The organism is Amycolatopsis sp. NPDC051102 (assembly GCF_040682815.1).
In the GTDB taxonomy this organism is placed as follows: Bacteria; Actinomycetota; Actinomycetes; order Mycobacteriales; family Pseudonocardiaceae; genus Amycolatopsis.
In genome coordinates this window covers 304,295-329,736 of the sequence record NZ_JBFBBT010000005.1, presented here as the reverse complement: position 1 = coordinate 329,736, position 25,442 = coordinate 304,295, and the positions used below count along the sequence as shown (strand labels likewise).

Annotated in this window: 28 protein-coding genes and 1 pseudogene; 16 read left to right on the top strand and 13 right to left on the bottom strand. The window is 72.3% G+C overall.

Annotated features, from left to right (window positions below; translation table 11 throughout):
* Positions 1 to 192: 192 nt before the first annotated feature.
* Both AB0M93_RS18795 and AB0M93_RS18790 read left to right on the top strand, forming a co-directional pair.
* Positions 193 to 1,371 carry an oxygenase MpaB family protein gene (locus AB0M93_RS18795; protein WP_364275036.1) on the top strand — a complete coding sequence of 393 codons (1,179 nt, stop codon included), beginning with the start codon at positions 193 to 195 and terminating at the stop codon, positions 1,369 to 1,371.
* Between the two features lie 82 nt (positions 1,372 to 1,453).
* The gene (locus tag AB0M93_RS18790; RefSeq protein ID WP_364275034.1) at positions 1,454 to 2,677 is read left to right on the top strand and encodes a histidine kinase; all 1,224 of its coding nucleotides are present in this window, start codon (positions 1,454 to 1,456) and stop codon (positions 2,675 to 2,677) included.
* Here the strand turns inward: AB0M93_RS18790 and AB0M93_RS18785 are convergent.
* Entirely contained in the window at positions 2,631 to 2,915 is a 285-nt protein-coding gene (locus tag AB0M93_RS18785; protein ID WP_364275032.1) for a hypothetical protein, read from the bottom strand. The two genes, AB0M93_RS18790 and AB0M93_RS18785, sit on opposite strands and share 47 nt — an antisense overlap.
* A 16-nt stretch (positions 2,916 to 2,931) precedes the next feature.
* Positions 2,932 to 3,594, bottom strand: coding sequence for a hypothetical protein (locus AB0M93_RS18780; RefSeq protein WP_364275031.1), 663 nt, complete (start codon positions 3,592 to 3,594; stop codon positions 2,932 to 2,934).
* 119 nt (positions 3,595 to 3,713) lie between these two features.
* Between AB0M93_RS18780 and AB0M93_RS18775 the strand changes: the two genes are divergently transcribed.
* The 3 genes from AB0M93_RS18775 (at position 3,714) to AB0M93_RS18765 (ending at position 5,859) form a co-directional block, all read left to right on the top strand.
* A complete protein-coding gene (locus AB0M93_RS18775; RefSeq protein WP_364275029.1) occupies positions 3,714 to 4,328 on the top strand; it encodes a helix-turn-helix transcriptional regulator in 615 nt (204 codons plus the stop codon).
* A gap of 85 nt (positions 4,329 to 4,413) precedes the next feature.
* Positions 4,414 to 5,328, top strand: a complete 915-nt coding sequence (locus tag AB0M93_RS18770; RefSeq protein ID WP_364275027.1) for a hypothetical protein — start codon at positions 4,414 to 4,416, stop codon at positions 5,326 to 5,328.
* A 15-nt stretch (positions 5,329 to 5,343) separates the two neighbouring features.
* Positions 5,344 to 5,859 (top strand): hypothetical protein, encoded by a 516-nt coding sequence (locus tag AB0M93_RS18765; RefSeq protein WP_364275025.1) that lies wholly within the window; start codon positions 5,344 to 5,346, stop codon positions 5,857 to 5,859.
* Positions 5,860 to 5,894: 35 nt separating this feature from the next.
* Here AB0M93_RS18765 and AB0M93_RS18760 read toward each other — a convergent pair.
* The 3 genes and pseudogenes from AB0M93_RS18760 to AB0M93_RS18750 all read right to left on the bottom strand — a co-directional run.
* Positions 5,895 to 6,125, bottom strand: a pseudogene (locus tag AB0M93_RS18760) (TspO/MBR family protein); the annotation flags it as partial.
* The gene (locus AB0M93_RS18755) at positions 6,122 to 7,114 is read right to left on the bottom strand and encodes a TIGR01777 family oxidoreductase (RefSeq protein ID WP_364275024.1); all 993 of its coding nucleotides are present in this window, start codon (positions 7,112 to 7,114) and stop codon (positions 6,122 to 6,124) included. The gene AB0M93_RS18755 and the pseudogene AB0M93_RS18760, both read right to left, overlap by 4 nt.
* Positions 7,115 to 7,253: 139 nt before the next feature.
* Positions 7,254 to 7,691 carry a MarR family winged helix-turn-helix transcriptional regulator gene (locus AB0M93_RS18750; protein ID WP_364275022.1) on the bottom strand — a complete coding sequence of 146 codons (438 nt, stop codon included), beginning with the start codon at positions 7,689 to 7,691 and terminating at the stop codon, positions 7,254 to 7,256.
* 90 nt (positions 7,692 to 7,781) lie between these two features.
* Between AB0M93_RS18750 and AB0M93_RS18745 the strand changes: the two genes are divergently transcribed.
* Both AB0M93_RS18745 and AB0M93_RS18740 read left to right on the top strand, forming a co-directional pair.
* Positions 7,782 to 8,999, top strand: coding sequence for an amidohydrolase family protein (locus tag AB0M93_RS18745; protein ID WP_364275020.1), 1,218 nt, complete (start codon positions 7,782 to 7,784; stop codon positions 8,997 to 8,999).
* 50 nt (positions 9,000 to 9,049) lie between these two features.
* Positions 9,050 to 10,693: a hypothetical protein gene (locus tag AB0M93_RS18740; RefSeq protein WP_364275018.1), complete on the top strand. Its 1,644-nt coding sequence runs from the start codon at positions 9,050 to 9,052 to the stop codon at positions 10,691 to 10,693.
* A 5-nt stretch (positions 10,694 to 10,698) separates the two neighbouring features.
* On the opposite strand, the gene AB0M93_RS18735 is transcribed toward AB0M93_RS18740, so the two are convergent.
* From AB0M93_RS18735 to AB0M93_RS18725, 3 genes are all read right to left on the bottom strand, one after another.
* On the bottom strand, positions 10,699 to 12,609 hold the full coding sequence (locus AB0M93_RS18735; RefSeq protein WP_364275016.1) for a hypothetical protein: 1,911 nt from the start codon (positions 12,607 to 12,609) through the stop codon (positions 10,699 to 10,701).
* A 351-nt stretch (positions 12,610 to 12,960) separates the two neighbouring features.
* The gene (locus AB0M93_RS18730; protein WP_364275014.1) at positions 12,961 to 13,773 is read right to left on the bottom strand and encodes a class I SAM-dependent methyltransferase; all 813 of its coding nucleotides are present in this window, start codon (positions 13,771 to 13,773) and stop codon (positions 12,961 to 12,963) included.
* Positions 13,774 to 13,782: 9 nt separating this feature from the next.
* Entirely contained in the window at positions 13,783 to 14,238 is a 456-nt protein-coding gene (locus AB0M93_RS18725) for a transcriptional regulator (protein ID WP_364275012.1), read from the bottom strand.
* Between the two features lie 118 nt (positions 14,239 to 14,356).
* Here AB0M93_RS18725 and AB0M93_RS18720 point away from each other — a divergent pair, with 118 nt between their 5' ends.
* Together AB0M93_RS18720 and AB0M93_RS18715 are read left to right on the top strand one after the other, a co-directional pair.
* On the top strand, positions 14,357 to 15,301 hold the full coding sequence (locus tag AB0M93_RS18720; protein ID WP_364275010.1) for an RNA polymerase sigma-70 factor: 945 nt from the start codon (positions 14,357 to 14,359) through the stop codon (positions 15,299 to 15,301).
* Positions 15,302 to 15,382: 81 nt separating this feature from the next.
* Positions 15,383 to 16,561 (top strand): FAD-dependent oxidoreductase, encoded by a 1,179-nt coding sequence (locus AB0M93_RS18715; RefSeq protein WP_364275009.1) that lies wholly within the window; start codon positions 15,383 to 15,385, stop codon positions 16,559 to 16,561.
* A gap of 1 nt (position 16,562) precedes the next feature.
* Here AB0M93_RS18715 and AB0M93_RS18710 read toward each other — a convergent pair whose 3' ends face one another.
* Positions 16,563 to 16,961 (bottom strand): CocE/NonD family hydrolase C-terminal non-catalytic domain-containing protein, encoded by a 399-nt coding sequence (locus AB0M93_RS18710; protein WP_364275007.1) that lies wholly within the window; start codon positions 16,959 to 16,961, stop codon positions 16,563 to 16,565.
* Between AB0M93_RS18710 and AB0M93_RS18705 the strand changes: the two genes are divergently transcribed.
* Entirely contained in the window at positions 16,905 to 17,285 is a 381-nt protein-coding gene (locus AB0M93_RS18705; protein ID WP_364275005.1) for a helix-turn-helix domain-containing protein, read from the top strand. The genes AB0M93_RS18710 and AB0M93_RS18705 overlap by 57 nt on opposite strands.
* Positions 17,286 to 17,491: 206 nt before the next feature.
* Here the strand turns inward: AB0M93_RS18705 and AB0M93_RS18700 are convergent, their stop codons facing one another.
* Complete coding sequence (locus AB0M93_RS18700) at positions 17,492 to 18,307, bottom strand: MerR family transcriptional regulator (protein WP_364275003.1); 816 nt, start codon at positions 18,305 to 18,307, stop codon at positions 17,492 to 17,494.
* Between the two features lie 56 nt (positions 18,308 to 18,363).
* On the opposite strand from AB0M93_RS18700, the gene AB0M93_RS18695 reads away from it, so the two are divergent.
* Positions 18,364 to 18,711 (top strand): nuclear transport factor 2 family protein, encoded by a 348-nt coding sequence (locus tag AB0M93_RS18695; protein WP_364275001.1) that lies wholly within the window; start codon positions 18,364 to 18,366, stop codon positions 18,709 to 18,711.
* Positions 18,712 to 18,714: 3 nt separating this feature from the next.
* Here AB0M93_RS18695 and AB0M93_RS18690 read toward each other — a convergent pair whose 3' ends face one another.
* Positions 18,715 to 19,449 (bottom strand): helix-turn-helix transcriptional regulator, encoded by a 735-nt coding sequence (locus tag AB0M93_RS18690; RefSeq protein ID WP_364274999.1) that lies wholly within the window; start codon positions 19,447 to 19,449, stop codon positions 18,715 to 18,717.
* Between the two features lie 53 nt (positions 19,450 to 19,502).
* Between AB0M93_RS18690 and AB0M93_RS18685 the strand changes: the two genes are divergently transcribed.
* Positions 19,503 to 20,762 (top strand): MFS transporter, encoded by a 1,260-nt coding sequence (locus tag AB0M93_RS18685; protein WP_364274998.1) that lies wholly within the window; start codon positions 19,503 to 19,505, stop codon positions 20,760 to 20,762.
* A gap of 34 nt (positions 20,763 to 20,796) precedes the next feature.
* On the opposite strand, the gene AB0M93_RS18680 is transcribed toward AB0M93_RS18685, so the two are convergent.
* Complete coding sequence (locus AB0M93_RS18680) at positions 20,797 to 21,228, bottom strand: MarR family transcriptional regulator (protein ID WP_364274996.1); 432 nt, start codon at positions 21,226 to 21,228, stop codon at positions 20,797 to 20,799.
* A gap of 45 nt (positions 21,229 to 21,273) precedes the next feature.
* On the opposite strand from AB0M93_RS18680, the gene AB0M93_RS18675 reads away from it, so the two are divergent.
* The 3 genes from AB0M93_RS18675 (at position 21,274) to AB0M93_RS18665 (ending at position 23,898) form a co-directional block, all read left to right on the top strand.
* Positions 21,274 to 21,960 (top strand): class I SAM-dependent methyltransferase, encoded by a 687-nt coding sequence (locus AB0M93_RS18675; RefSeq protein ID WP_364274994.1) that lies wholly within the window; start codon positions 21,274 to 21,276, stop codon positions 21,958 to 21,960.
* 155 nt (positions 21,961 to 22,115) lie between these two features.
* Entirely contained in the window at positions 22,116 to 22,736 is a 621-nt protein-coding gene (locus tag AB0M93_RS18670; protein WP_364274992.1) for a TetR/AcrR family transcriptional regulator, read from the top strand.
* 67 nt (positions 22,737 to 22,803) lie between these two features.
* The gene (locus AB0M93_RS18665) at positions 22,804 to 23,898 is read left to right on the top strand and encodes a winged helix DNA-binding domain-containing protein (protein WP_364274990.1); all 1,095 of its coding nucleotides are present in this window, start codon (positions 22,804 to 22,806) and stop codon (positions 23,896 to 23,898) included.
* A gap of 10 nt (positions 23,899 to 23,908) precedes the next feature.
* Here the strand turns inward: AB0M93_RS18665 and AB0M93_RS18660 are convergent, their stop codons facing one another.
* The gene (locus tag AB0M93_RS18660; RefSeq protein ID WP_364274988.1) at positions 23,909 to 24,865 is read right to left on the bottom strand and encodes a YafY family protein; all 957 of its coding nucleotides are present in this window, start codon (positions 24,863 to 24,865) and stop codon (positions 23,909 to 23,911) included.
* Positions 24,866 to 24,976: 111 nt separating this feature from the next.
* On the opposite strand from AB0M93_RS18660, the gene AB0M93_RS18655 reads away from it, so the two are divergent.
* The gene (locus tag AB0M93_RS18655) at positions 24,977 to 25,435 is read left to right on the top strand and encodes a nucleoside deaminase (RefSeq protein ID WP_364274986.1); all 459 of its coding nucleotides are present in this window, start codon (positions 24,977 to 24,979) and stop codon (positions 25,433 to 25,435) included.
* The last annotated feature ends 7 nt before the right edge of the window (positions 25,436 to 25,442 follow it).

Genomic DNA, 25,442 nt, shown 5'->3' with positions numbered 1-25,442 from the left:
CGCCGGGAAGGGGTGCGCGGACACGGGGCCATGGCGCCATCCAACCACAGGACGCCCGGGTCTTGCCGACGCGCGAGTCACCTCCTATGTTAATGGAGAATCTCCTCCCGGCGTCCGTGTCCCACGCCGGATCACCACCGCTGATACCCGGCCTGACCGGCCTACTGCCTACCAAGGAAGCTAGGTAAGTAAATGAGCAATCTCAGCAGGAGGAACGTTCTTACGCTCGGTGTCGCACTGGGTCTCGTGAGCGCGGCGAGCGTCGTCCCCGCCTGGGCGGCGGGCAGCACCGACCCGTGGTGGGTCTGGGACGACGAGGTGGACCGCCTGGTCGCCGGTCTCGTCGACGGCGGACAGGTCCCCGCCGTCAACACGGCACTGCGGTCGTGGGTGAACAACGGCGACCCGCTGCCCGGCGGCCTGCCTGCCGACCTCGCCGGCTACCTCGGGCGGGTGAACGGGCTGCCGTCCTGGGCCGACGCCGCGAAGCTGCGCCGCGCCGCCGACTTCAACCGCCGCAAGGACACCTACCTGTTCCTGCTCTACGGTCTGGGCAGCGGCATCATGAGCACGGTCATCCCGCGGGAGGCCCGGTCGGTCTACTGGTCCGCGGGCGGGGCGAACATGCAGGACCGCGCGGCCAAGACGTTCACCTTCGGCTACGACCTCAGCGACCTCGACGCGTTCGAACCCGGCGGCCAGTTCGTGGTCACGGCCACCAAGACGCGGCTGGTGCACGCGGCCGTCCGGCACCTGCTGCCGCAGTCGGCACACTGGCGGGCGGGCTCCGACGAGCAGGTGCCGATCAGCAACGGCGACATCCTGGTCACCTTCCACAGCCTCGGCACCTTCGTGCACCGGAAGCTGCGCGAATGGCACGTCCCGATGTCGGCCGCGGACGAGGACGCTTTCCTGCACCAGTGGCAGGTGGCCATCCACCTGCTCGGCGTGCGCGACGAGTTCATCCCGAAGACGTGGGCGGAGGCGGACGCGCAGTCGGCCCAGGTGCTCACCCCGCTGCTGGCCCCCACGACCGAGGGCAAGGAGCTGGCCGAGGACCTGCTCGGGCTGACCGCGCAGGTCGACCTCGGCGTCACCCGCGGGTTCCTCGACGAGTTCGTGCGGTACGTGCTCAGCGACGAGGTGGGCGACTGGCTCGGCCTGCGGCGTGACTACGCGGCGGCCGCGCTGGTCCGCACCGGGTGGCCCGCCTACATCGCGTTCCGCGAGGGCCTGCTGCCGATCGCCCCGGCCGGGTTCTACCTGTTCGACCAGTTCGTGCGGGCGCTCGCGATGCTGTTCCTCAACAAGGCGTCGTCCCCGACGAGCACGCCGATCACGATCCCCACCGCGAACCGGCCCGGAGCATGACGGCCGGGGTCCTCCTTGCGGAGGAGGCGGCCCGGCACTGAGGATGACGCGGTGATCGCCGTCGCCCGGATACGTTCCGGGCATGCAGCGGCTCGTGGTCCGGGCGCGGCGCCACCGCGGGACGGTGTCGCTCTGCGCGGTGTTCCTCCTCCTCACCCCGACCTGGCTCGCGGGCGAGGGCTGGGTGCCGCGCGCGATCCCGACGCTGTTCTTCCTGCCGTTGCTGGCGCGGCGGCGGTTCCCCCGCACGGTCGCGGTGCTCGCGGTCGCCGCCACGGCCGTCCAGTACCTGACGGAGGTCTGGGCCCACGACCGCGGCCGCGGCGAGCTGGCGATCGCGGTGGCGCTGTTCACCCTGGTCAGGCTGGGTGACCGCCGGTTCGGCGCGCTGATCACCGCGTGCCTGCTGGCGCTGTACGCGTTCTGGGCGGTGGTCTGGGGCCCGGACACGGCGGGCCCGGTGGTCGCGGTGGCCGGCGCCCTCCCGCTGCCGGTGACGGCGTGGGCGCTCGGCGAGTTCGCCCGCGCCCGCCGTGAGCTCGCCGAAGAGGAGGAGCTGCGGGCGCGGCTGGCGGTGTCGGAAGCCGCGGCGCAGGCGCGCGCGGCGGCCGCGGAAGAGCGCACGCGCATCGCCCGCGAGCTGCACGACGTCCTGGCGCACAGCATGAGCGTGATCGTGCTCAACGCCGACGGCGCGCGGATCGCCCGGCACCGCGATCCGGAGGTGGTGGACCGCACCCTGGCCACGATCGGCGCCACGGGCCGCGAAGCGCTCGCCGAGCTCCGGCGGCTGCTGGAGGTCCTGCACGCGGGCAAGGCGGCCCGCAGCCCCCAGCCGACGCTCACCGACCTGCGCACCCTGGTCGAGCAGACGGGCCGCGCGATCGACCTCGCCGTCACGGGCGAACCGGACGGCCTCCCGGCGGCCGCGGCGCTGCACGCGTACCGCATCGTCCAGGAGGCGGTCACGAACATGGTCAAGCACGCCCCCGCCGACGCGTCGGGCCGCGTGGCGATCGACTTCGCCCCGCACCGGATCGCCATCGAGGTGACGAACACGGGCGGCCACGCCCCGGCGGCGCGGCTGCCGTCATCGGGCCGCGGCCTCACGGGAATGGCCCAGCGCGTCGCGCTGTACCACGGCGAGCTGACGACGGGCCCCTTGCCCGGCGGCGGCTATCGCGTGACGGCGACCCTCGTCCTGGACCCGCCGGGACGGGGGCGGCCCGCCGGAACGGGCCGCCCCGAGCCGCCGGCCGTCAGCAGAAGTACTGCGCCAGGACGTAACCGCCGTACGGGGAGTTGATGTGCCACCACACGTTGTCGTTGTGGTTGTCGACGTTCACCCGGACGCCGTAGCCGATCGTCTCGCCGGGGATCGCCGGGCCGCCCGGGTACGAGCGGACCGTGACGCTGTCCGCGCCGCACTGCCAGCGGATCTCGTCCACCGAGCTGCCGCTGGCGCCGGCGACGCCCGGTGTTCCCAGGCAGATCGCCGCGGCCACCAGGACACCCGCTCCGATGACGTTCTTCGCACTGCGCACGATGGTTTCCTTTCGTTCAGTCGTTGTCGTTGTAGAGGGAGGCCGGCCGCTGGACGCAGCCGATCGGCAGGAATCCCCAGCCGAGCACGGTGTCGCGCACCACGGCCGCCTGGCCGTCACGCGTGGTGAAGCGGTAGCGGACGCTGCTCTGCGGCGCGCCCGCCGCCGTCGCCCAGTGGCCGCCGTTCGACGCGAAGTCGGTCCCGTAGAAGTAGTTGAAGTACAGCGTGCAGGCCGGGTTGGCCGGCACCGCACTGCCGTCGGTCGCCTGGTGCGCCGGGGCGTTGTAGTCGCGGCCCACGGTCAGGCGGTGCGAGATCGTCCCCTGGGTGGTGGCGGAACAGCTGTCCGCCACCGGCCCGACGTCGGCGCCCATCGAGCCCGGGAGCACCCAGCCGCACATGTTCACCGTCGACTGCGCGCGGCCGAAGTGCCAGTTGGCGCTCGTGGTGACCTCGTCGTCGAAGGTGTCCCCCGGCATCGCCCGGCCGACGTAGTACCCGCTCGGCTTGTTGACGATCCAGCTCCCGCCCCCGTCGATGGGTGCGCCCGTGCTCGGCGACGGCGCGGTCTTGATCCGGTGCACCTCCCCGGCATCCGCCGCCGGCGCCACCGTCAGCAGCGCCAATCCGGCCGTGACGAGTGCGGCGAGCACGGCCCGGGATCGGAATTCCCCCATCGCGCCTCCTTTCGTTCGGTAATCGGCGACCTCACCGAATGGTTCCTAGTGAACGGCCGACGGTGACGGCTAGGGTTCGGGACGCACCCGGACGGATCCGGATGGGAAACGGGGAGAAGATGCCGACCGGAACGACGACGCAATTGATCGACGATCTGCGCGGGATCCGCCGGAGAAACGGCATGCCGAGCTTCGCGGAACTGGCCCGAAGAACCGGCTACCCCCGCAGCACACTGCACGACGCGCTCCGGGGTGACCGCCTGCCGGCCTGCGACCTGGTCGTGGCGCTGGCCGAGGCGTGCGGCGAACCGGGGCCGGCGTGGAAGGAACGCTGGATCGCCGCGGCCGCCGCCGAGCAGGACGACCCCCGTCCGGACGCGTCCGCCGGTCGTCCGGCCCCGTCCGAGACGCCCCCGGCCAGGCGGATCAGCGTCAGAACGGCCCTGGTGGTCAGCGCGGCGGCGGCGTTGACCGGCGCCGGGGTGGCGCTGCTGGGCACGTCGGACGAACCGTGCGTGCCGGCTCGCGACTACCGGGTCACCCGCGCGGGCGCGGTCCTGGACGCGGCGGGCAGCCCGATCGGCGAGGTCCGCACCGCCGACGTCGTGCAGGTCCGCACGCTGACCCACGACCGCTACCCGCACCGCTACTTCGGCACGGTCGCCCGCACCGGGATCAGCGGTTACGTCGACGAGGCCAAGCTGACCTACACCGCGCCCAGTTGCACGTCGTGACTTCGGCCGGTAAACCCGCGTCCCCATTCCGGGTGCCGTAGGATCGGGTTCCTTCGCACAGGGGAACGCGATCTTGGGGAGTTCGATGACCGGCGGCACGTCGTCCGATTCGGCGGACAGTTCTTCGAAGAACAGCATTCGGGGAAATGCCGCTCAGGTCGTGCAGGCCCGCGACATCACCGGCCCCGTTTACCTCGGCCGTCGGCTCGCGCGGCCGCGGTGGTGGCTGATCGGCGGCCTCGTGGTGGTCCTGCTCGCCGGGACCGGCGCCGTCTTCTGGCTGCAGCCGTCCGGGCCGGCGGAACTGCGGGTGACCGCGGACCTGTCGGCCAACGACGCCGGGCCGTGGGGCTACGCGAGTGAAGACCCCGGTTTCCCCGGCCCCGGACTCGCCGCCCGGCTCGCCCGGCCCGGAGCCGGGACGGACGACACCGTGGCGCACGACGTCCGGGTCTCCGGTGCCGCGAGCCTGGAGCAGCAGGTGATCCGGCTGCACCTCGAGGGCCCGCGAACCGGGCAGGTCGTCGTCACCGACATCCGGCCGGTGATCCGCAAGCGGGTGCCGCCGTTGAGCGGCGGTCTCGTGTGGGTTCCGTCGCAGGGAAGCGAGGATTCGGCGCAGACGCTGCTCGAGCTGGACGACCGGTTCCCCGTCCTGCAGGCCGCCGTGCGCGACGCGACCGGCAACCGGAACTTCCCGGCCGGCCCGTACTTCCCGGCGCACACGATCAAGCTCGGCAACGGCGAAACCAGCGAGGTGGTCGTGACCGCGTCGGCGGCCAAGGGCGCCTACGACTACGTCCTCGCGGTGTTTTCCCAGTCCGGCACCCAGATCAAGCAGACGATCGTCGACGACGGCGGGAAGCCGTTCCGCGTGACGGGGTTCGCCTGCAGCGGGAACCACGAGGCCGCCTACCACGTCGTGTATTTCGCCGTGGGCGACTTCAGCGTCCCCCGCGATCCGCACCCGGAACGCTTCGGCACCCTGCCCTACTGCTGACGACGAGGGGGATCCGTGCGAAGAAGAACCCGGTGGCTCACGGCGATCGCGGCGCTGCTGCTGCTCCTCGCCGGGACGGTCTGGCTGGCGGCTCGCGGCGACGATCCGGGCCCGGCCGCCGTCGCACCGGCTCCGGCCGCACCGGCGTGCGGGCCGCTCACGACGACCGACCTGGACGGCCACCCGCTGGCCGAAGGGCTCCTCGCCCCGGCGCGCGCGGTGCACGACGCGGCCTGCCACCGCGACTACGCGGCCCTGGGCCGCCTGATGGACGACCCGTTCGGCACGCGCAGCCCGGCCGAGGCCCTCACCGAGCTGCACGCGAACGACGGCGCCCCGCTGACCGTCCTCGCCCAGACCCTCGAGTCCACCGCGGTCGCCGACCAGGGCGGCCTGACCTACTGCCACCCCCACGGCGCGATCGCGGTCTTCGCCCGCGGAACCCCGGACCACCAGGGCAAACTGACCGACTTCACCCTCACCGGTGACAACCCGATGGGCGAGGTCTGCTTCGAAGCCGTCCGGCGTTAGACCGTGTGACGACTGTCCCGACCGGAGCCCGCCAATTCGCGGCGGGTTCCCGAAGCGCGCCAGAACAGCCAGCCCGACACCGCGATCAGGACGTACGACACCGTCCACACCGGACCGAACAACCAGGACGGCGGCTGCACGAGTCCGTTGTAGACAGTTCGCGACCGCGTCGCGGCCAGGCTGCCGACGACGGCCACCGCGGCGACCGCCGCGAGGAAACCGGTCAGTGCCAGCGGTGAACGAGCGGAACGGGGCAACGTCGTCATGCCGGTTCTCCCGTGGTGGAGGAAATGGGGGCGGCCGCCGTGCCGAGCAGGTGTGCGAGCGCGTCCGCCAGGTGCGGGTGGCGGAACTCGTGGCCGGCCTCGAGCAGCCGCCGCGGCTCGACCCGCTGGCCGGCGAGCGCGAGCTCCCGGACGCCGTCGGCGCCCAGCAGCGGCCGCGGGCCGGGCGCGGGCACCTCCGGCCGGTCGAGCACGCTGCCGAGGACGCGGGTGTACTCGGCGTTGCGCACCGGCTCCGGGCTCACCGCGTTGACCGCCCCGGCCAGGCCGGGATCGGTCACCGCGCGCAGGTAGACCTCGGCCAGGTCGTCGATGCCGATCCAGGGCATCCACTGCCGCCCCGACCCGAGCGGGCCGCCCAGCCCGGCGGCGAACAGCGGGTACTGCAGCCGCAGCAGGCCGCCGCGGGGGCTGAGCACCAGCCCGGTGCGCACCCGCACCACCCGGTGCCCCGCCACCAGGGCCGGCTCGGTCGCCGCTTCCCACCCGTCGGCCACGTCGGCGAGAAACCCCGGCCCGCACCGGCTTTTCTCGGTGCGGATCTCGTCACCGCGGCCAGGCCCGTAGTAGCCCACGGTGGACGCCGAGACGAATACCTTGGGCCCGTCGGCGGTCCGCGCGGCCAGCGCGGCGAGCGCCCGCGTCGGCGCGGTCCGGCTGTCGCGCACGGCTCGCCGGTGCCGCTCGTCGAACCGCCCGGCCGTCGGAGCCCCCGCCAGGTGCACGACGGCGTCGATCCCGGCGAGCAGGTCCGCGGCGGGTTGCGCCGGCCGCCACTCCCGCTCGCCGGGCGCCGCGGCGGGCCGCCGCACCAGCCGCACGACCCGGTGACCTCCGGTGGCCAGCAGGGCCGTGAAAGCCGTCCCGACGAGCCCGCTCGCCCCCGTCACGGCCACGGTCAGCGGCTCGTGCCGGTACCGCCGGTGCGCGGCCAGGTCGGCGGCGAGCCGCCCGCGCCGGTAGGCGGACATCGCCCGCAGGGAACCCCTTCGGGACTTGCGCTTCGGCGTACTGCATCGTCCACCGTGGACACGAGGCTTCCCGGCGAACTGCCGAGGGCACGGGCGACCGGTTGCCCGTGCCCTCGGCACCCCGGTACGAGCCCCGGGTTCAGGGCTGCCGGCGGGACCACTCCCCGGCGTCGGTGGTGTAGCGGACCAGGAGCCGCGCGAACTGGGCCCGGTCCGCCGCCGACCACCCGGCCGTGATGGCTTCGAACGCCGCGCGCTGCTCGGCGGCGAACCGGGCCCGCTCGGCTTCGCCGCGTTCGGTGAGCTCGAGCACGGTCCGGCGGCCGTCAGCCTGGGAGGCGGCCCGCCGCAGCAGGCCGTCGGCGATGCACGCCGCGACCGTGCGGCTGGCCACCGGCTGCACCACGCCCATCTCCGCGGCGAGCCCGCCGACCGTCATCTCCCCCGGCGCGTCGGCGACCACGTTCAGCACCAGGTTCCGGGACAGGTCGCGGCCCGAGGCCGGGGTGCGCCGGCGCAGCCGGGACAGGGCCGGGCCGATCTGGTCCAGCAGGGCGTCTTCCGCGGAACTTCTCACCTGGCGGAGCGTAGTACTCCCGGCATTTGCATACCAGTGGCAAAGTGCATAGCATCAGGTATGTAACTGCGAAGAGAGAGCGAGGCCGCCATGGCCACCACTGCCATCACCGGTGCCCGGGTGTTCGACGGGGAGAAGACGCTGGGGGTGCAGACCGTCGTCCTCGACGGTGCGAAGATCCGCCAGGTCGGCGGCGAAGTGCCCGAGGGTGCCGAAGTCGTCGACGGCCGGGGCGCGACCCTGCTGCCCGGGCTGATCGACGCGCACGTCCACTCCGGCCCGGGCTCACTGGCGCTGGCCCTGCGCTTCGGCGTCACCACCGAGCTGGAGATGCAGGGCGTGAACACGCGCGAAAACCGGGCGCACATCACCGAGGACGACACCGTCGCCGACGTCCGGTCGGCGGGGTTCGGCATCACCCCGCCCGGCGGTCACCCCAGCGAGCTGATGCCGGAAGGCTTCCGGCCGGGCGGCAACCTGCCGCCGGTGATGCCGCTGATGCCGTTCTCCACCACCCCGGAACAGGCCGCCGCGTACGTGCCGCAGCTGCTGGCGCGCGGCTCCGACTACATCAAGTTCATGATCGACGACGGCAGCGTCGAGGGCCACCCCGGCCTGCCGATGCTCGACCAGGCCACGCTCGACGCGGGCGTCGCCGAGGCGAAGAAGCACGGCGCCCTCACCGTGGCCCACACGCTGACCCTCGACGCCACCCGGATGGCCGTCGAGGCGGGCATCGACGGCTTGGTCCACGTGTTCATGGATCGCCCGCACACCACCGAAATCGTCGACCTGATCGCCGGGGCGGAGATGTTCGTCGTGCCGTGCATCTGCCTCGACGCGTCGATGATGGGCATCACCGGCAGTGAACTCGCCGACGACCCGCGCGTCGCCCGCCGCCTCGACGCCCAGTGGGAGAAGACCCTGCGCTCGAGCTACGACCGTTACCCGCAGGGCAATCTCGACGACGTCCTGGCGACGGTGCAAGCGCTTGCGGCAGCGGGCGTGGACTTGCTGGCCGGCACCGACGCCTCGATGGCCGAGACGTTCTTCGGCGGCCTGGCCCACGGCGCCAGCCTGCACCAGGAACTGCAGTACCTCGTGGCCGCCGGCCTCACGCCCGCCCAGGCGCTGCGCGCGGCAACCGCCACCACGGCCCGCCGGTTCGGCCTCGGCGACCGCGGACGGATCGCCGAAGGACTCCGCGCCGACCTCCTGCTCGTCGACGGCGACCCGACGGCGAACATCGGCGACACGCTCGACACCCGCGCGATCTGGCGCCGCGGCAGCCGGCTCAAGGAGTCGTGATCGCCGGCAATCGGGGCATCGCTCCGGCGGTCCGGTCCTAGAATGGCCTGATGGCCGAGGAACACGACGTCCACAACGAAGTCAGTGGCGTCGTCCTCGGCCCCGTCGTGCAGGCCCGCGACATCATCATCGCGCGGCCGCCCGATCCCGGCCCGGTCGGCGTGCCGGTCCGGGAGGTCACCGATCCGCTGGCGTTCGAGGTGCACCCGGCCATCGACGCCGGACCGGGTTCGGCGGTGCTGCCCGCGTACGTCGAGCGCGCGCACGACGTCCGGCTGCGCCAGTCGGTGCTGCGCGCCGCGGCGGGCGGCAGCGTCGCCGTCTTCCTGGTCGGCGGGTCCTCGACCGGCAAGACCCGGGCCTGCTGGGAAGCGTTGCGGCTGGTGCCGGACGACTGGCGGCTCTGGCACCCGATCGATCCGGAAGACGCCGTTTCCGGGCTGGCCCGGGTCGTTCCGAAGACCGTGGTGTGGCTGAACGAGAGTGCCTACTACCTGCGCGCGCCGGTCCACGGCGAGCGGATAGCGGCGGGGTTGCGCGAGCTCCTGCGGCGCGCGGACCGCGGGCCCGTCCTCCTGCTGGGCACCATCTGGCCCGAGGACTGGCCGGTACTGACCACGGACGCGAACAAGCAGGCTCGCGCGCTGCTCACCGGCGCCGACGTGCGTGTTCCCGAGTCCTTCACGGGTGCCGCGCTGGCGGCCGTGCGCCGGGCCGTCCGTGCGGATCCGCGCTTCGCCGAGGCGTTGGCGCAGGTGGCGGACGGCCGGATCACCCAGTTCCTCGCCGGGGTGCCCGCGCTGCTCGACCGCTACCGCAACGCTCCCGCGGCACCTCGCGCCCTGATCGACGCCGCGGTGGACGCCCGGCGGCTCGGCCACGGCCCGGCGATTCCCCGTCCGCTTCTCGAGGCCGCCGCCCCCGGCTACCTGAGCGACGACGAGTGGGAGTCCCTCGACGACGGCTGGCCGGCGGCGGCTTTCAGCTACGCGGGCGCCCGGTGCCGCGGAGTTCGCGGGCCGCTCACCCTGATCAAGCCGCGACCCGGCGAGCAGGCCCCGGCCGGGCCGCACTACCGGCTGGCCGACTACCTGGAGCAGGCCGGCCGGGCCGGCCGGGCGAACGAGCTCGTCCCGGCGTCGCTGTGGAACGCGCTGCCGGACCACGCCGCCCGCGATTCCCTGCCCGCCCTGGCCCGCAGTGCCGACGTCCGCAGGCTCGATCGCCACGCGTACCTGCTGTACGCCGCGGCCGGCCGGCCGGAGGGCATGGCGCGGTTCCTGGAGAGCCGCGGGCGGAAACGGGAAGCCGTCGACTGGCTGTCCGGCCGCAGCGAACCGGAGGCGCTGTACTGGACGGCCTGGATCTACGAATCCTTCACCAGCCCCGAATTCGACCTGGGGCCGGAGATCGAGTGGACCCCCTGGGACGACGGCTTCCCGGATGTCGCCCTCGAGTACTACTGCCGCGCGGCGGCCGCGGGACACGAGGACTCCGTCGTCGAAGCCGTTCGCGTGCTGCGTGAGTCGGGTTTGGCTGACCGCCCTGCCGAAGTGGCCAAGGTCGTCGAGGCACTGACGCCGTGGTCGTCCTCCGGCAACACCGAAGTCCTGGAGGCCCTCGTCGAGCTGTACGAGTTCGCCGGCCGGGACGAGGACGCCGCCGAGCTGCAACGCCGGATCGACGAGGACTAGCCCGGTCAGCCGATGTTCTTCAGGAACAGGGACTTCGCCGTGCTCGTCTTCGAGTCGTCGACGCCGTGGCCGTGGGTGTAGTCGCGCTGTTCGTTGTGCGCCCAGTCCACGATGGGCTTGCCGCCGACGTCGAGGTGGTGGAACGCGGACCCGTCCCAGCCGAACTGGTAGATCTTCGTGCGGTCGGCGTAGTACGGCGTGTACGCCGCGCCCGCGGTGATCTGCTTGGTCATCGTGTTGGCGAAGAAGACGTTGCGGGGTCCCGAAGAGCCGGACCACTTGACCGCCTTCTGCCCGGTCGACCAGTAGATCGGGAACCACGACGAGTCGTCGGGCGCGTCGCCGCCCTCGTCGCCGCAGTGCGCGGTGCAGTTGCCCGAGCGGTGGGCGTAGGAGACGTTGTTCGTGTTGTTCTCGAACAGGTTGTTGCGCTCGTAGCCGCCGTGGATGTTGAAGTCGGAGTCGATGTCGTTGCCGATCACCACGTTGCCCGAGGCCGACCACTGGAAGGTGAAGTGCCGGAGGTCGCGGGTGGTGTTGCCGGCGTAGAGCGAATCCCAGACCCGCGAGCCGCGGAAGTAGCCGTTGCCGCCCTTGCCCTTGTTCCACGCGCCGTCCAGCTCGTTGCCGACGATCTGCAGGTTCTTGGCCTCCTCGGTGACGATGGGGTGCGACCCCGTCATGACCGCGTGGATGCCCCGCACCCACGAGTTCGCGGCCCACTTGAACACGATCCCCTGCATGGCCAGCGACGGAGCCAGGTTGCCGTAATTGTCCTCGGCCTGCTCCGGCGTCACCCCGGGCGGCGGCGCCTGGGTGAAGGCGAAGTCCTCGAAGCCGACACCGACGACCGGGTCCACGATCGGCGACGCCTTCGAGGCGTACGCCGTGCCGTCGATCGGCGCCGAACCGTCCGAAGTGGAGTCGACCGGGACGTCGTACTCGAGCGGCTTGTCGATCGACACGGTGTGGTTCTTGGTGTCGACCGCGGTGATGGTGAACCACTGCTGGCGCATGTGCAGGTTCTGCAGCGGCCAGGTGGTGGGCACCGCGTTCATCGACTGGTAGAACTTCATCGAGTTGGCGGCGCGGATGTTGACGAAGCCGCCGACCTTCATGTTCGTGGTCTTGGCACTGGTGGCCAGGTAGACGGTCCTGTCCCCGGTGCGCGCGGCGAAGTCCTTGTCACCGGGCTTCTCCCGCAGTTTCGCGCCGGCCTTCCAGTGCACGTTGATCGTGCCCTCGAAGATGTCCTTCCGGTTGGCCGGCGCGGACGCGTACTGGTCGGCGTAGCTCGGATCGACACCGCGCGACTGCACCCGGAACAACCCGCGCCCCGGCCACAACCAGCCACCGGAGCCGTCCTCGTAGCTCATCTCGTGCTGGTCCCATTGGTCGCCGTCGGGGGTCAGCACGTCGTATCCGGTGTTCTTGTCCGGCCGGTACACGAACTTCGTCTGGTCCATCCCGGCCCCGCGCAGGACCAGGTAACTGGCGTCGACGTGGATTTCGTGCGTGACGTCCAGCGTGCCGGCCGGAAAGGTGATCAGGCTCAGCTTCCCGTAGCTCGCCGACGGCGAGCACGAAGTGTGGATCTTGTCGATGGCGGCCTGGATCCCGGCGGTGTCGTCGACCCCGTCGTCCGGCTTGACGCGGTAGGTGGCGGCGAGCTGGGCCGCGGTGAGCCGGCAGCTCGCGCTCGGGTTGACCGCACCGGCCCCGGGCAGGTCCTGCCCGCCCCGGAACCCGGCCTTGCTCCAGTCGTAGAGCCCCGGCACCGGGGCTGCCCGGTTGCCGGCCGAGGTGTCCAGACCGGTCAGCGCACCCGGCCCGGGCGCGGCGACAGCGGCCGGCCCGAACCCGGCCACGAGGCAGGCGACGACGGTCAGTACGGCGGCTTTTTTCTTGCGTGACAAGGAAACCTCCGAGATCGGCGGAAAGCACGGGCAACCGGCCGCGCATGACGCGGCGCTGCACCGGCGTGGAGCGGCCGAGGGACCATCGAAGCGGCGACCCGGCCGAGAACGGACGCGGCGGCGGGAAGTGAGCACTTCCGGCCGCGGCGAACGCCTATCGGGACAAGACTCCTCCGTAGCTGGACTGGTTCGCACCAGGACTGCTTGAAGGCGGCGGTGTCCCGACCATACAACCGCAGACGGAGTTCGTAAAGTAACCTTCCAAATACGCGGGGTCGCGGTTCGCGGGCGTGACAGCGACAGCACGCCCGCCGAGGAGGCCGTTCGGGCCGGAGCTTGTCCCGCAGGACGTCAGAACCGGTAGCGGAGTATGCGGGTGCCTTGCCGGGACAGCGCGGCCACCCGGCTCATGAGCCGGGTGGCCGCGCGCAGCGGCTGGGGAAAGCCGCCGACCTCCGGGGCGCGGGCGAGCAGTTGCTCCTCGACCAGGGTCAGGCCCGCGTTCCACGTCTCGGGGTCGTGCGGGTCGTCGAAGCCCTGGGCGGCGGTGATGCCGATGGCCTTGATCGTCGGGTGGTACTTCATCGACCACGCGGCGAAACGGGTGTAGCCGTTGAGGGCCAGTTCGCCGGTGGTGAAGTGCTCGGTCAGCTCCCGGGTCAGCCGCTGGAAGCTGTCGCCGGGCAGGAACGGCAGCAGGCCCTCGGCGACGATCATGGCCGGCCGGTCGCGGGGCAGCGGGTCGAGCCAGCCGGGCGTGGTCAGGTCGGCGCCGAGGCACCGGGAGCGGTCCGGGAGGAACCGGGACCGCAGGTCGGCGACGTCGGGGAAGTCGACGTCGTACCAGTCGACGCCGGCGGGCGGGTCGCAGCGGAGGACGCGGGTGTCGAGCCCGCAGCCGAGGTCCAGCACGACCGCGCCGGGGTGGCCGGCGACGAACTTCCGGACCGCCTCGTCGAGCTTCTTGGCGCGCAGGGCGGTGCCGCAGACGAGGCTGGGCTTGAGCTTCAGCTTGGCGAAGTCGTAGTCGATCGCGTCGGCGATGCCGGCGGAGTGGGTGTCGCCGAGGATCGGGTGGGGCAGCTTCGCGTCCAGGGCCCTCGCGTAGAGGGTGAGCAGCAAGGTTTCCCGGAGCGGGTCCAGGTCCGGTCGCAAGCGTTGCACGAAAAGTCCTTACGTGTTCGGGGGGTTGCGGGCGGCGATGTCGCGCAGCCAGGTCAGGGACTGCCGGGCGGCGCGGATGCGTTCGGTCCGGGCCCTGTTGCCGCCGGCGAGCTTCAGGCCCTCGTCGGCGATGTCGCCGAAGGCGCCGAGGCTGTCGAGCTTGCGCTGGATCACCTTGTGCCAGGCGTCGTCCTCGATGCGGTAGTAGGTGGTGCGGTCACCCGGCACGCGAACCTTGCGGACCAGCCCGATGGCGGCGAGGAACCGCATGTTCGACGTCAGCGAAGCGCGGCTGGCCCGGATCGTCTCGGCGATCCGGCCGGCGGAACACTCGGGCGGATCGCAGATCATCAGCAGGCCGAGGATGCGCCCGGTGATCGGCGGGAGCGCCCACTCCTCCACGCAGAACGTGGCCACCCGCTCGACCCACCGCAGCACCTCGTCCTGGTTGTCCTCACTGGACATACCGTCGTCACCTCGACTCTGATTCGCCAGTTGTTTCAGTCTCGACTGAAACAACTGGCAAAGTCAACCCGAGTCGGCCGGAGTGTCACGCCCCGGCGGCCGGCGGTAGCTTGAGCTCATGCCGGTCGGCGCGCAAGAGGTCGCAGTGTTCGAGGGGGCCAGGGCGAGGCTCGAAGCCATCGCCTACCGGCTGCTGGGATCGGCCACCGACGCCGAAGACGCGGTGCAGGACACGTTCCTGCGCTGGCAGTCCGCCGATCGCGCGCTCATCGAGACGCCCGAGGCGTGGCTGACGAAGGTGCTCACCAACCTCTGCCTCAACCGGCTCACCTCGGCGCGGGCCCGGCGGGAAACCTACGTGGGCCAGTGGCTTCCCGAGCCGGTCCTCGCCGGGGACCGGATGCTCGGGCCTTCCGACACCGCCGAGCAGCGGGAGTCGGTCTCGATCGCCATGCTCACGCTGATGGAGCGGCTCTCGCCCCGGGAGCGCGCCGTGTACGTGCTGCGCGAGGCGTTCGGGTACTCGCACGGCGAGATCGCCGAGCTGCTCACCCTCACCGAGGCCAACTGCCAGCAGATCCACCGGCGAGCCAAGCAGCACCTGGCCACCGACCGGCGCCGGGTGGAGGTCGATGCGGCCGCCGCCCGCAAGATCGTCGAAGAGTTCCTCACCGCCGCCCTCAGCGGCCGGACCGACTCGCTGGTGAAGATGCTGACCGACGACGTCGTCAGTGCGGGCGACGGCGGTGGCGTGGTCTTCTCGGTGCCGCGGCCGATCATCGGTGCGCTGCGGGTGGCGAGGTTCCTGCGCACGCTCTTCACACCCACCGAGGCCAAGTGGGAGATGATCGGCGGCCGCCCCGAGCTGTTCGCCGCCGTCGCCAACGGCGGACCCGCGCTGGTCATGGTGGTCGGCGACCGGGTCGCCGGCGTCTTCTCCCTCGAGGTGACCGCCGAGGGCATCGCGGCCGTGCACGCCCAGGCGAACCCGGGCAAGCTCGAACGCGCGACGCGCCGGTGGGCCGCGTCCGGCACCGGAGATCCCCTCCCCGGCGACTGGTGACCCGGATCACAACGCACGGCTGTCAGGTTCCGTGCCGCTGCCTGGTTCAGGGAGCGACACCAGCCGGACAGGAGTGAAACCATGAAGCACCGCATCGTCGTCCTCGGGGCCGGATACGCCGGAGCCAACGCCGCCGGGCGCTTGGCCAAGCGGCTGCACCCCGCCGACACGGACATCACCCTCGTCAACGCCGAGCCCGACTTCGTCGAGCGTGTCCGCATGCACCAGCTCGCGACCGGCCAGGACCTGAAGCCGCGCCCGCTGGCCGGCGTCTTCGCGGGCACGGGCGTGCAGGTGCGGACGGCGCGGGTCACCGCCGTCGACGTCGAACGCAAGATCGTCGCCCTCGCCGGCGGTGACGAGATCGCCTACGACACGCTCGTCTACGCCCTCGGCAGCACTGCTGCCGTCGACGGCGTTCCCGGCGTCGCGGAGCACGCCCACCACATCGCCGGCAAGCAGTCCGCGCTGCGGCTGCGCGAGCGGCTCGCCGGCCTCGCCGCGGGCGCAACCGTGCTCGTCGTGGGCGGCGGGCTCACCGGCATCGAAGCCGTCACCGAGATCGCCGAAGCCCGTCCGGACCTCGAGGTTTCCCTCGCCGCCCGCGGCGGCCTCGGCGACTGGCTGAGCGAGAAGGCCCAGGAGCACCTGCGCCGGACGTTCGCCCGGCTCGGCATCACGGTGCACGAACACACCGGCGTCGCGGCGGTCGAGCCGGACGGCGTGATCACCGCCGACGGCCGCACGATCCGGAGCCAGGTGACCGTGTGGACGGCCGGTTTCGCCGTCGACCCCATCGCCGCGGCCACGACGCTGGAGGTGTCCGCGACGGGACAGATCGTCGTCGACGACACGATGCGGTCGGTCTCGCACGGGGACGTCTACGCCGTCGGCGACGCCGCGCTCGCCCCGGGCGCGACCGGCACACCGCTGCGGATGTCCTGCGCCTCGGGGGTTCCTTCGGCCTACCAGGCGGCCGACGCCATCGCCGCCCGCCTGACCGGGCGCCCGCTGCCGCCGAACAAGATCGGCTACACCGCCCAATGCATCAGCCTCGGCCGCCGCGACGCCATCGTGCAGTGGGTGACACCGGACGACCAGCCGAAACCGTCGGCGGTCACCGGCAGGATGGCCGCGCGCCTGAAGGAACTGATCTGCCGGAGCGCGGCCTGGAGCGTCCACCACCCGACGTCGATGGCCCCGGCCCGGCGCCGTCACACCGTTCCGGACGGGAACGCCCTGACCACAGTGGACGTCTAGCTCACTGAACCTTCACGGCCAGGCGAGAGCCGACCGGCACGACGAGCCGGGAGAGGGACAGGTCGATCTTCCGGTGTGACGGCAGCATCGTCGTTGCGGTAGCCGGATCGTCGCCCGTTCCGAGATTGCGCTCCCACCGCGGGTGTGACCCGCCCGCGACGAGCAGCCGGAGCCGGCTGCCGCGCGCGAACCGGTGCGCGACGGGGTCGAGCTCCACCCGGACCACGCCCTGGGCGGTCGAGGGACCGAGCCGGACGAATCCGTCGCCGACGTTGCGGGAGCGGCCACGGGCGTCCACTTCGGACAGCCGGACGAACAGGTCGGCGAAGGGGTTGTCGGAGCTGTGCCCCAGTTCGGCGACCGGACTGCCGAGGACCTCGAGCTCGCGGACCGCCTGCACGCCAGTACGGGCGGCGTCTCCGGCGCCGTCCGCTACCTCGTCCAGGTCCGCCTGATCCGCACCGAGCGGGACCCGGGAACGCGCCGCCACGCTTACGTCGTCGACGGCTCGTGGTACGAGTCCACCGTCAGCGCGAACCCGTTCCTCGACCGAGGAGAGGCGGATATCCGGGAAGGCATCGCCATTCTGGGCGACTCACCGGCGGCCGACCGGCTGAACGAGACACTCGAACTCATCCGATTCCTCAGAGAGGAAACCTCCGCGATGATGCGCCGCTGGAATGAGCGCAAGACGGCGCTGCGAGCTGGGAACCAAGCCCGCTGAGTGCCGGATCAGCTCGCGCCTCAAGCGTAATAGGGTTCGAACCGCGGTTCTTCACTGGGGAAATCTTCCGGGAATACCGCACTGCTGCGAAGGTAATCGAGCGTCCGGTTCATTCGTTCGACGCAGATCGCCTCATGGTCGGCCGCAGTCAACCGCCACCGGTCAGACCCCCGAGGCGCGGCACTGCGCGTCATCCGATCGCCCCGTCATGGCGACGACGCGAGCCGGAACACGGGCCAGCCGATCTCCGTTCGCCAAGTTGCCGGGTCCGGGTTGTCGCGCGGGCCGACCACGTACGTTTCGTGGACCGGACCGTCCACCGCGAGGGCGTGGTCGACCACCCAGGCGCCGAGGCGGCCGTAGGTCACGTCGATGTCGTCGTGGGGTCCGTTGTGGACGACGACGGCGAGTTCGGCCGGCGGCAACTCCACCGGCCGCACCCGTCCCCGGGTCGGTGGGTCGGCGACGGGCCGGTGGACCAGGACCGCGCCCCGGCCGCCGGTGAACAGCTCGTTGGCGTAGCGGCCGCCCGGCGGACCGAGCGGAGGCAGGCCGGCGGTCGCGGCGTCGAGCTCGGCCATCGCCCGGTCGAACCACGACAGCACGTCCTCGTGGTCGACGACGTCCTCGACCGCCGCGACCGTCCTCGCCGCCACCGAGCGGAGCTCGACATCGAACCCGCCGGCCCCGGGAGACAGGAGCCGCTGCAGGGAAACCACCGCGGCCCGGGTCCGCGCCAGTTCCTCCTCCAGCCGCCGCAGGTGGCCGGCGACCAGGTCCGCGCGCTCCGCCGCGTCCTCGGTCGCGAGGATCTTGGCCACGTCGGCCAGCGGCACGTCCAGCTCCCGCAGCCGGTGGATGACCTGCGCGGCCGGGATCTGGCCGGCGGTGTAGTACCGGTAGCCGCTGGCGGGGTCGACCGAAGCGGGCTCCAGGAGGCCGGACTCGTGGTACCGGCGCAGGGTTCGCACGCTCAGGTGCGTCAGCTGCGCGAACTCGCCGATCGTCAATCCACGGAACACTCCTCCACTGTGCACCGCTTGACCCTCTCCCCGGGAGAGACCCCACGGTGGACCCCATGACCGAAGCGATCGACACCCGCGAACTGCCCGCACTGATCATCGGCTACCTGGCCGCCCACCAGGCTCGCGACCTGGACGCGGCGCTGGCCTGCTACACCGAGGACGCCGTCGTCACCGACGAGGGCCACACCCACCGCGGCAAGCGCGAGATCCGCGACTGGCTCGCCCGCGCCGCGAGCCAGTACACCTACACCACGACACTCGTCGCGGCCCACCGCGACGACGACCGGCACTACGTCGCCGTGCACCACCTCGAAGGCGACTTCCCCGGCGGCGTCGTCGACCTGCGGTTCCGGTTCACCTTGGACGGCGATCACATCGCCGCGCTGGTGATCGAGCCGTGAAGCTCAAGGTTCCGGTCGCTGATGCTGAGTAGCCCGGTAGGAGCCCGGTGTCCGCCCCATGGTGCGGGTGAACGTTTCGACGAACGCGCTCGGCGTGGCCCAGCCGCACTGGTGTGCGGTCCGGGTGACGCTGGCGCCCTCCGCGAGCTGGATCATCGCGTGGAACACGCGGGTCGTGGTGCGCCACTGCGGGTAGGTGGTCCCGAACTCGACGCGGAACAGCCGGGACAGCGTGCGCTCGCTGGTTCCGGTGCGGCGGGCCAGCCACGCCGTCGTGCGGGGCCGGCTGAGGTCTTCGGTGACGAGGCGGCACGCGTGGGCCAAGCGGGGGTCGCGGGCCGCGGGCAGGGTCAGCGGCCGGTCGTGGGCGCGGCGCAGGCGGTCGCGGAGCACCAGGTGGAGCCGGGCGGCTTCGGCCGCGTCGAGGCCGGGTTCGGTGGCGGCGATGAGGAGTTCGCGCAGCAGCGCGCTGACGGCGATGACCGCGGGCGCGGTGCCGTCCAACGGCGCGTCGTGGCTGGGGAACATCAGCGTGAGCACCTCGGAAGCGCCGTAGACGCGGTGTTCGTGCCAGGTGCCGGCGGGCATCCAGACGGCGCGGTCGGCGCACGCGACCCACGCGCCGCGGTCGGTGCGGACCGCGAGCACGCCCCGGATGACGTACACCAGCTGGTGCTCGTCGTGCCGGTGCCGCTCGATGACCTGTCCGGCCGCGTGCTCGTGGCGGTTTTCTGACACAAGTCGACAGATTATCGGAAGTGTGGCCCGGCGGTGGCTGCGAACGTGAGCCCATGACGACCAGCGCTCCGCAGAGCCGCCTCCGCCGGATCGCCGTGGACATCCGGCCGCTGGCAAACCCCGTGTTCCGCCGGACCTTCTTCGGCCAGAGCGCCGCGGTGGTCGGGACGGTGGTGACCGAGGTCGCCGTGCCGGTGCAGATCTACGACCTGTCGCATTCGTCGTTCGACGTCGGTCTCGCCGGGCTGGCCGGGCTCGTCCCGATCCTGGTGTTCGGGCTCTACGGCGGCGCGATCGCCGACGCCGTGGACCGGCGACGCCTGAACCTGGTCTCCTCGGCGCTCACCTGGACGGTCACGCTCGCGTTGTTCGCCCAGGCGGCGGCCGGGCTGCGGTCGGTGCCGCTGATCCTCGCGCTCGTCGCCGTGCAGTCCGGCGGTTTCGCGGTGTCGTCCGCGGTCCGCGGCGCCATCGTCCCGGCCCTCGTCACCCCGGATCTGGTGCCCGCGGCCAACTCGCTGAACTACACCGCCTCGACGGCCGGACAGGTTCTGGGCCCGCTCGTCGCGGGTGTTCTCCTCGGACTGCCGAACGGATTCTGCTACGCCTACGGCGCCGACGCGGTGTTGTTCACCGCCGCGCTCTACGCCACCTTCCGGCTCCCGCCCCTGCCGCCGGCGGCGCCCCTCGGGCGTCCCGGCCTGCGCTCGGTCCTCGACGGCCTGCGTTTCCTCGCCGGCCGTCAGGTTCTGCTGATGTCCTTCCTGGTCGACATCGCCGCGATGGTGCTGGCCATGCCGACCGCCCTGTTCCCCCAGGCGGCCGAAACGCGGTGGCACGGCGGAATCGGCCTGCTCTACTCCGCGATCGCGATCGGCTCGGTGCTCGCCGGCCTGTCCAGCGGCTGGATCGGCCGGGTGCGGCGCCAAGGCGTCGCCCTCACCGCGGCGGTGGTGGTCTGGGCCGGAACCGTCGCGCTGGCCGGGCTCGCCCCCACCCTGTGGCTCGCGGTGAGCCTGCTCACCGTCGCCGGCGCGGCCGACCTCGTCAGCGCGGTGTACCGGCAGACGATCCTGCAGACCGCCGTCCCGGACCGGATGCGCGGCCGGCTACAGGGCGTGTACACCGTCGTCGTCACCGGCGGTCCCCGCCTCGGCGACCTCCGCGCCGGGATCATGGCCTCGGCGCTCCCCCTCGCCGTGGCCTGGTCGGCGACCGCACTGACCTGCGCGGTACTCGTCCTGACCGGCGCGGTCCTGGCGAGGTCGTTCTGGCGCTACACGCCGGGCGAAGAATCGAGCGCGGAGAGCTAGTGAAGTGCACATCGGGGGTCGTCTCCCGGCGGGATCACCGCCGGGACGCGACCCGGCCGACCCCGAGGAGGAGCCTCCGGAGCTCGCGCCGGTCCTGTTCGCCGAGGTTGGCCAGGACCCGATCCTCGGCCTCGACCACCTGGGGGTCGAGGCGCGCGAGCATGGTCACGCCCTCGCGCGTCAGCGTGGCGGGCAACGACCTCCCGGACGACACCGAGGCGGGCCGGCTCACCAGGCCGCGGTCCTGCAGCTCGCGCACCACCTTGTTCATCGCCTGCGGCGACACCTGGGCCTCGCGGGCCAGCTCGGCGTTGGACTTCGGCGCCTGCGCCAGCATCCGCAGGCAGAGGTACTCCGGGGCGACCAGCTCCGCCGGCCCGAGCACGGTGGCGGCCACCTCGGCGCGCAGAGCCGCGGTGACCCGGTGCAGCAGGTAGCCGAGCGGCTCGTCCCGGAAACCGTTCATGTCAACCATGTTGACATATATCAACCTGGTTGACACTCTGGGGGCATGACGAGCCCAGCCAGCAACGCGTTGTTCGAATCCGCCTATCGAGGCCAGGCCCCCGAGATGGGACCGGGCTTCCGGCCGCCGTGGAGCATCGGCGAACCGCAACCCGAGATCGCCGCGCTCATCGACGCGGACGCTTTTCACGGCGAGGTCCTCGACGCCGGCTGCGGCGAGGGCACGACGTCGCTCCACCTCGCCGAGCGGGGCTTCACGACCGTCGGCCTGGACCAGTCGCCGACCGCGATCGCCATCGCCCGCGCGGAAGCCGCCCGCCGGGGCCTGGCCGGCGCCAGCTTCGCGGTCGCCGACATCAGCACGTTCACCGGCTACGACGGCCGGTTCGGCACCATCGTCGACAGCACCTTGTTCCACTCGATGCCGGTCCGCCTGCGCCAGGGCTACCAGGAATCGATCGTGCGCGCCGCGGCGCCCGGAGCGTCCTACTTCGTGCTGGTGTTCGACAGCACCACCGTGCCCTCCGACCGGGTCAACCCCGTTTCGGCGGAAGAACTTCACGAGGTGGTGGGCGCGTACTGGACGATCGACGAGATCAGGCCGGCCCGCATCCACGCCAACGTCCCGGACGGTTTCCCCGACTTCGCGGACTTCGCCGGCAGCGATGTCCGGGACGAGGGCAACGGCCGGAAATCGACACCCGCCTGGCTCCTGTCGGCGCACTTGTCCTGACCGGAGGCACACGGCCGCCGAGGCGCTACGTTGCCGGCCTGACATCCCCATTCCGGGATGTCTCCCCAGATACGCTGACAAAGCGCTCGCTTACAATGGGCGCCATCGGGCCGTCGTGGCCGCGGTCGAGCGGGGCGATCTGGGAGGATCAGCGGATGACGATGTCGCTGTCGGCCGAACTGTGGCCCGATGTTCAGCCCGAGACAGCGCGGCGGCTCATGCTGGCCGGGGTCGAGGCCTTCGCCCAGCGCGGGTACCACGCCACCACCACGCGGGACATCGCCGGAGCCGCCGGGATGTCGCCCGCCGCGCTCTACGTGCACTTTCCGTCCAAGGCCGCGCTGCTGTTCGCCATCAGCCGGTACGGGCACGAACAGACCCTCGCGCTCGTCGAGAACGTCGTCGCGAAGGAAACCGATCCGACCCGGCGGATCCGGCTCATCGTCGAGGACTTCGTGGCCTGGCACGCGCGGCGGCACACCGTCGCCCGGGTCGTCCAGTACGAGCTGCAGGCGCTCCCGGAGCAGGAGTTCGAGGTGGTCGCCGAGCTGCGGCGGCGGATCGAGCGGATCGTGCGCGAGGTCATCGCCGACGGCGCCGCCGCCGGCGTGTTCACCGTGTCCGACCCGCACGTCGCCGCGCGGGCGGTGCTCTCGCTCGGCGTCGACGTCGCCCGGTGGTACAGCGAGCGGGCCCGGCAGACGCCGACCGCACTGGGCAAGGAGTACGGCGAGCTCGTGCTGCGCATGCTGGGCGTGACGCCCGTCACAGACTGAGCGGTCGTTCAATACCAGGCCGCAGTAGCGGACAAATTCTGTCCGCTATCTCTGCCACAGTGGCTCCGTGCCGAAGACCGTCCTGGACACCCGCGCCCTCAACCGCGCCACGCTCGCCCGCCAGCTGCTGCTCGAACGCGCGGCGTTGCCGGTGCACGACGCCGTCGCCCACCTCGGCGGCCTGCAGGCGCAGGAACCGCAGGAACCGTTCACCGGGCTGTGGTCGCGGCTGCGCGGCTTCGAGCCGGCGGCGCTGGACGACCTGCTGACCGGCCGGCGCGTGGTGCGGACCCACCTCATGCGCCGGACCGTGCACCTGCTCACGGCCGGCGACGTGCTCGCGTGGCGGACCCGGTTCGACGCGATGCTGCGCCAGCGCGTCCTCGGCACCTACCGCCGCGAGCTCGCCGGCGTCGACCTCGGCGAGCTCGCGGCCGCGGGCCGGGCGGTGCTGGCCGACGGCGAGGCGCGCTCGATGGGCGAGCTGGCCAGGGCGGTCGCCGGCCGCTGGCCCGCGGCGGGGCCGCGGCCGCTCGGGGAAATGCTCGTCGCCGCGCTGATCCCGGTGGTCCAGCTGCCGCCGCGCGGGCTGTGGCGGACCAAGGCGGGCGTGCGCAACCTGCCGCTGGCGGCCTGGCTGGGCCGCGACGGCGACCCGCTCGACCCGGACGACGGCGTCGGGCAGGCCCTGGTGCGCCGCTACCTGGCGGCGTACGGCCCGGCGGCGACGGCGGACCTGCGCGCGTGGTCCGGCCTGGCCGGGCTGCCGTCGGCGGTGAAGGCCGTGCGCGAGGAGCTGGTGTCCTTCCGCGACGCGCGGGGCCGCGAGCTGCTCGACCTGCCGGACGCCCCGCGCCCCGGCCCGGACACGCCGGCCCCGGTCCGGTTCCTGCCGGCGTTCGACAACGCGATCCTCGGCTACGACGACCGCACCCGCATCATCGACGACGCCCACCGCGGCCTCTCGGTGGCGGGTGAGCGCATGGTGCTGGTGGACGGCCGCGTGAGCGCGACCTGGACAACCGACGGCGACGGAGTGGCGGTGCGGCCGCTGCGCCGGCTGACCGGCCCGGAACGCGACGAGGTCGCGGCCGAAGGAACCCGGCTGGCAACCTTCCTCACCGACGGCGAGCACCACCGAGTCCGGGTGGAACCGAACTAGCCCGAGCCGCTCACCCGACCGCCCGCGCGAATCGCTCCGCCACCTCCCGCAGCCGCTCGACCAGCCCCGGCGGGGCCTCCTCCACCACGAAGTCGTACCCCCACTGCGCCAGGTAGTACGGCACCGTGTCCAGGGTGTTCGCCCCGGTCCGCACCCGGCAGCTGTGCTCGTCGACCGCCTCCACCACGCCCGACGTCGGCGGGATCCGCCGCGCCAGCACTTCGGCCGGTGCGGCCACGCGCAGCACGAACTGGTGCGGGTACGGCGCCGTCGAGATCTGCCGGGAGACGTACTCCGCCAGGTCCGGCGCCGGTGGCTCGCGCGGGGTGAACCGGAAGCCCGCCGAGGGGACGCCGGTGATCCGGTCGACCCGGAACGTCCGCCACGCTTCGCGGCCGAGGTCGTACGCCACCAGGTACCAGCGGCGTCCGGTGTGGACCAGGCGCAGCGGCTCGACCGACCGGTCCGTCGAGGCGCCCGTCCGGTCGTCGTAGCCGAAGCGGAGACGCTCGTGGTCGCGGCAGGCCGCGGCGATCGCCGTCAGCACCGACGCGTCCACCGTCGGCCCCGCGCCCGGCAGGGAGACGGTGGCCGCCTGCAGGGCGCCCACCCGGGGGCGCAGGCGCGCCGGCAGCACCTGCTCCAGCTTCGCCAGCGCGCGCACCGACGTCTCCTCGATGCCGCTGACCGTGCCGCTCGCCGCCGTGCGCAGGCCGACCGCCACCGCCACCGCTTCGTCGTCGTCCAGCAGGAGCGGCGGCAGCGCCGCGCCCGCGCCGAGCCGGTAGCCGCCGGCCACGCCCGGTGTCGCGTGCACCGGGTAGCCGAGGGACCGCAGCCGCTCGACGTCGCGGCGGATCGTGCGGACGTCCACCTCGAGCCGGGCCGCCAGGTCCGCGCCCGGCCAGTCCCGGCGCGCCTGCAGCAAGGACAACAGCCGGAGCAGCCGTTCCGAAGTGCCGTACATGGCCCGCAGTGTGCCAGACATCGCGGACAGAACCGGTCCGCGATCCGCCGGATGGTGCAGTCGGGCGGGCGAACACTTGCCAGGCGCCGCCCCGGCCGGAAAGAGTGACGCATGACGATCGATCCGCACGCCCTGCTCGCCGTCGCCCGCGAGGAAGCCGAGCTGGGCAAGGCCGAAGGCGGCGTCCCGATCGGGGCCGCGCTGTTCGACACCGCGGGCACCCTGCTCGGCCGCGGGCACAACCGGCGCGTGCAGGACGGCGACCCGTCGATGCACGCCGAGACCGCGGCCTTCCGCAACGCCGGCCGCCGCCCGCACTACCGCGACACGATCATGGTCACCACGCTCTCGCCGTGCTGGTACTGCTCCGGGCTCGTCCGTCAGTTCGGTATCGGGCGCGTGGTCATCGGCGAGGCGGAGACGTTCCACGGCGGGCACGACTGGCTCGCCGGGCTCGGCGTCGGAATCACCCTGCTCGACGACCCCGGCTGCACCGCGCTGATGACGGAGTTCATCGCCGCGCGCCCGGACCTGTGGTTCGAGGACATCGGAGTCGAGAAGTCCGAATAGGACAGTG

Excerpts from the sequence above, each read along its gene's own strand:
- AB0M93_RS18680 (WP_364274996.1), bottom strand. The coding sequence starts at position 21,228 with ATGAACGGTTTCCGGGACGAGCCGCTCGGCTACCTGCTGCACCGGGTC.
- AB0M93_RS18745 (WP_364275020.1), top strand. The coding sequence starts at position 7,782 with ATGGCCACCACTGCCATCACCGGTGCCCGGGTGTTCGACGGGGAGAAG.
- AB0M93_RS18655 (WP_364274986.1), top strand. The coding sequence starts at position 24,977 with ATGACGATCGATCCGCACGCCCTGCTCGCCGTCGCCCGCGAGGAAGCC.
- AB0M93_RS18795 (WP_364275036.1), top strand. The coding sequence starts at position 193 with ATGAGCAATCTCAGCAGGAGGAACGTTCTTACGCTCGGTGTCGCACTG.
- AB0M93_RS18660 (WP_364274988.1), bottom strand. The coding sequence starts at position 24,865 with ATGTACGGCACTTCGGAACGGCTGCTCCGGCTGTTGTCCTTGCTGCAG.
- AB0M93_RS18775 (WP_364275029.1), top strand. The coding sequence starts at position 3,714 with ATGCCGACCGGAACGACGACGCAATTGATCGACGATCTGCGCGGGATC.
- AB0M93_RS18695 (WP_364275001.1), top strand. The coding sequence starts at position 18,364 with ATGACCGAAGCGATCGACACCCGCGAACTGCCCGCACTGATCATCGGC.
- AB0M93_RS18670 (WP_364274992.1), top strand. The coding sequence starts at position 22,116 with ATGACGATGTCGCTGTCGGCCGAACTGTGGCCCGATGTTCAGCCCGAG.
- AB0M93_RS18725 (WP_364275012.1), bottom strand. The coding sequence starts at position 14,238 with ATGTCCAGTGAGGACAACCAGGACGAGGTGCTGCGGTGGGTCGAGCGG.
- AB0M93_RS18685 (WP_364274998.1), top strand. The coding sequence starts at position 19,503 with ATGACGACCAGCGCTCCGCAGAGCCGCCTCCGCCGGATCGCCGTGGAC.
- AB0M93_RS18755 (WP_364275024.1), bottom strand. The coding sequence starts at position 7,114 with ATGTCCGCCTACCGGCGCGGGCGGCTCGCCGCCGACCTGGCCGCGCAC.
- AB0M93_RS18770 (WP_364275027.1), top strand. The coding sequence starts at position 4,414 with ATGACCGGCGGCACGTCGTCCGATTCGGCGGACAGTTCTTCGAAGAAC.
- AB0M93_RS18780 (WP_364275031.1), bottom strand. The coding sequence starts at position 3,594 with ATGGGGGAATTCCGATCCCGGGCCGTGCTCGCCGCACTCGTCACGGCC.
- AB0M93_RS18715 (WP_364275009.1), top strand. The coding sequence starts at position 15,383 with ATGAAGCACCGCATCGTCGTCCTCGGGGCCGGATACGCCGGAGCCAAC.
- AB0M93_RS18720 (WP_364275010.1), top strand. The coding sequence starts at position 14,357 with ATGCCGGTCGGCGCGCAAGAGGTCGCAGTGTTCGAGGGGGCCAGGGCG.
- AB0M93_RS18740 (WP_364275018.1), top strand. The coding sequence starts at position 9,050 with ATGGCCGAGGAACACGACGTCCACAACGAAGTCAGTGGCGTCGTCCTC.
- AB0M93_RS18790 (WP_364275034.1), top strand. The coding sequence starts at position 1,454 with ATGCAGCGGCTCGTGGTCCGGGCGCGGCGCCACCGCGGGACGGTGTCG.
- AB0M93_RS18675 (WP_364274994.1), top strand. The coding sequence starts at position 21,274 with ATGACGAGCCCAGCCAGCAACGCGTTGTTCGAATCCGCCTATCGAGGC.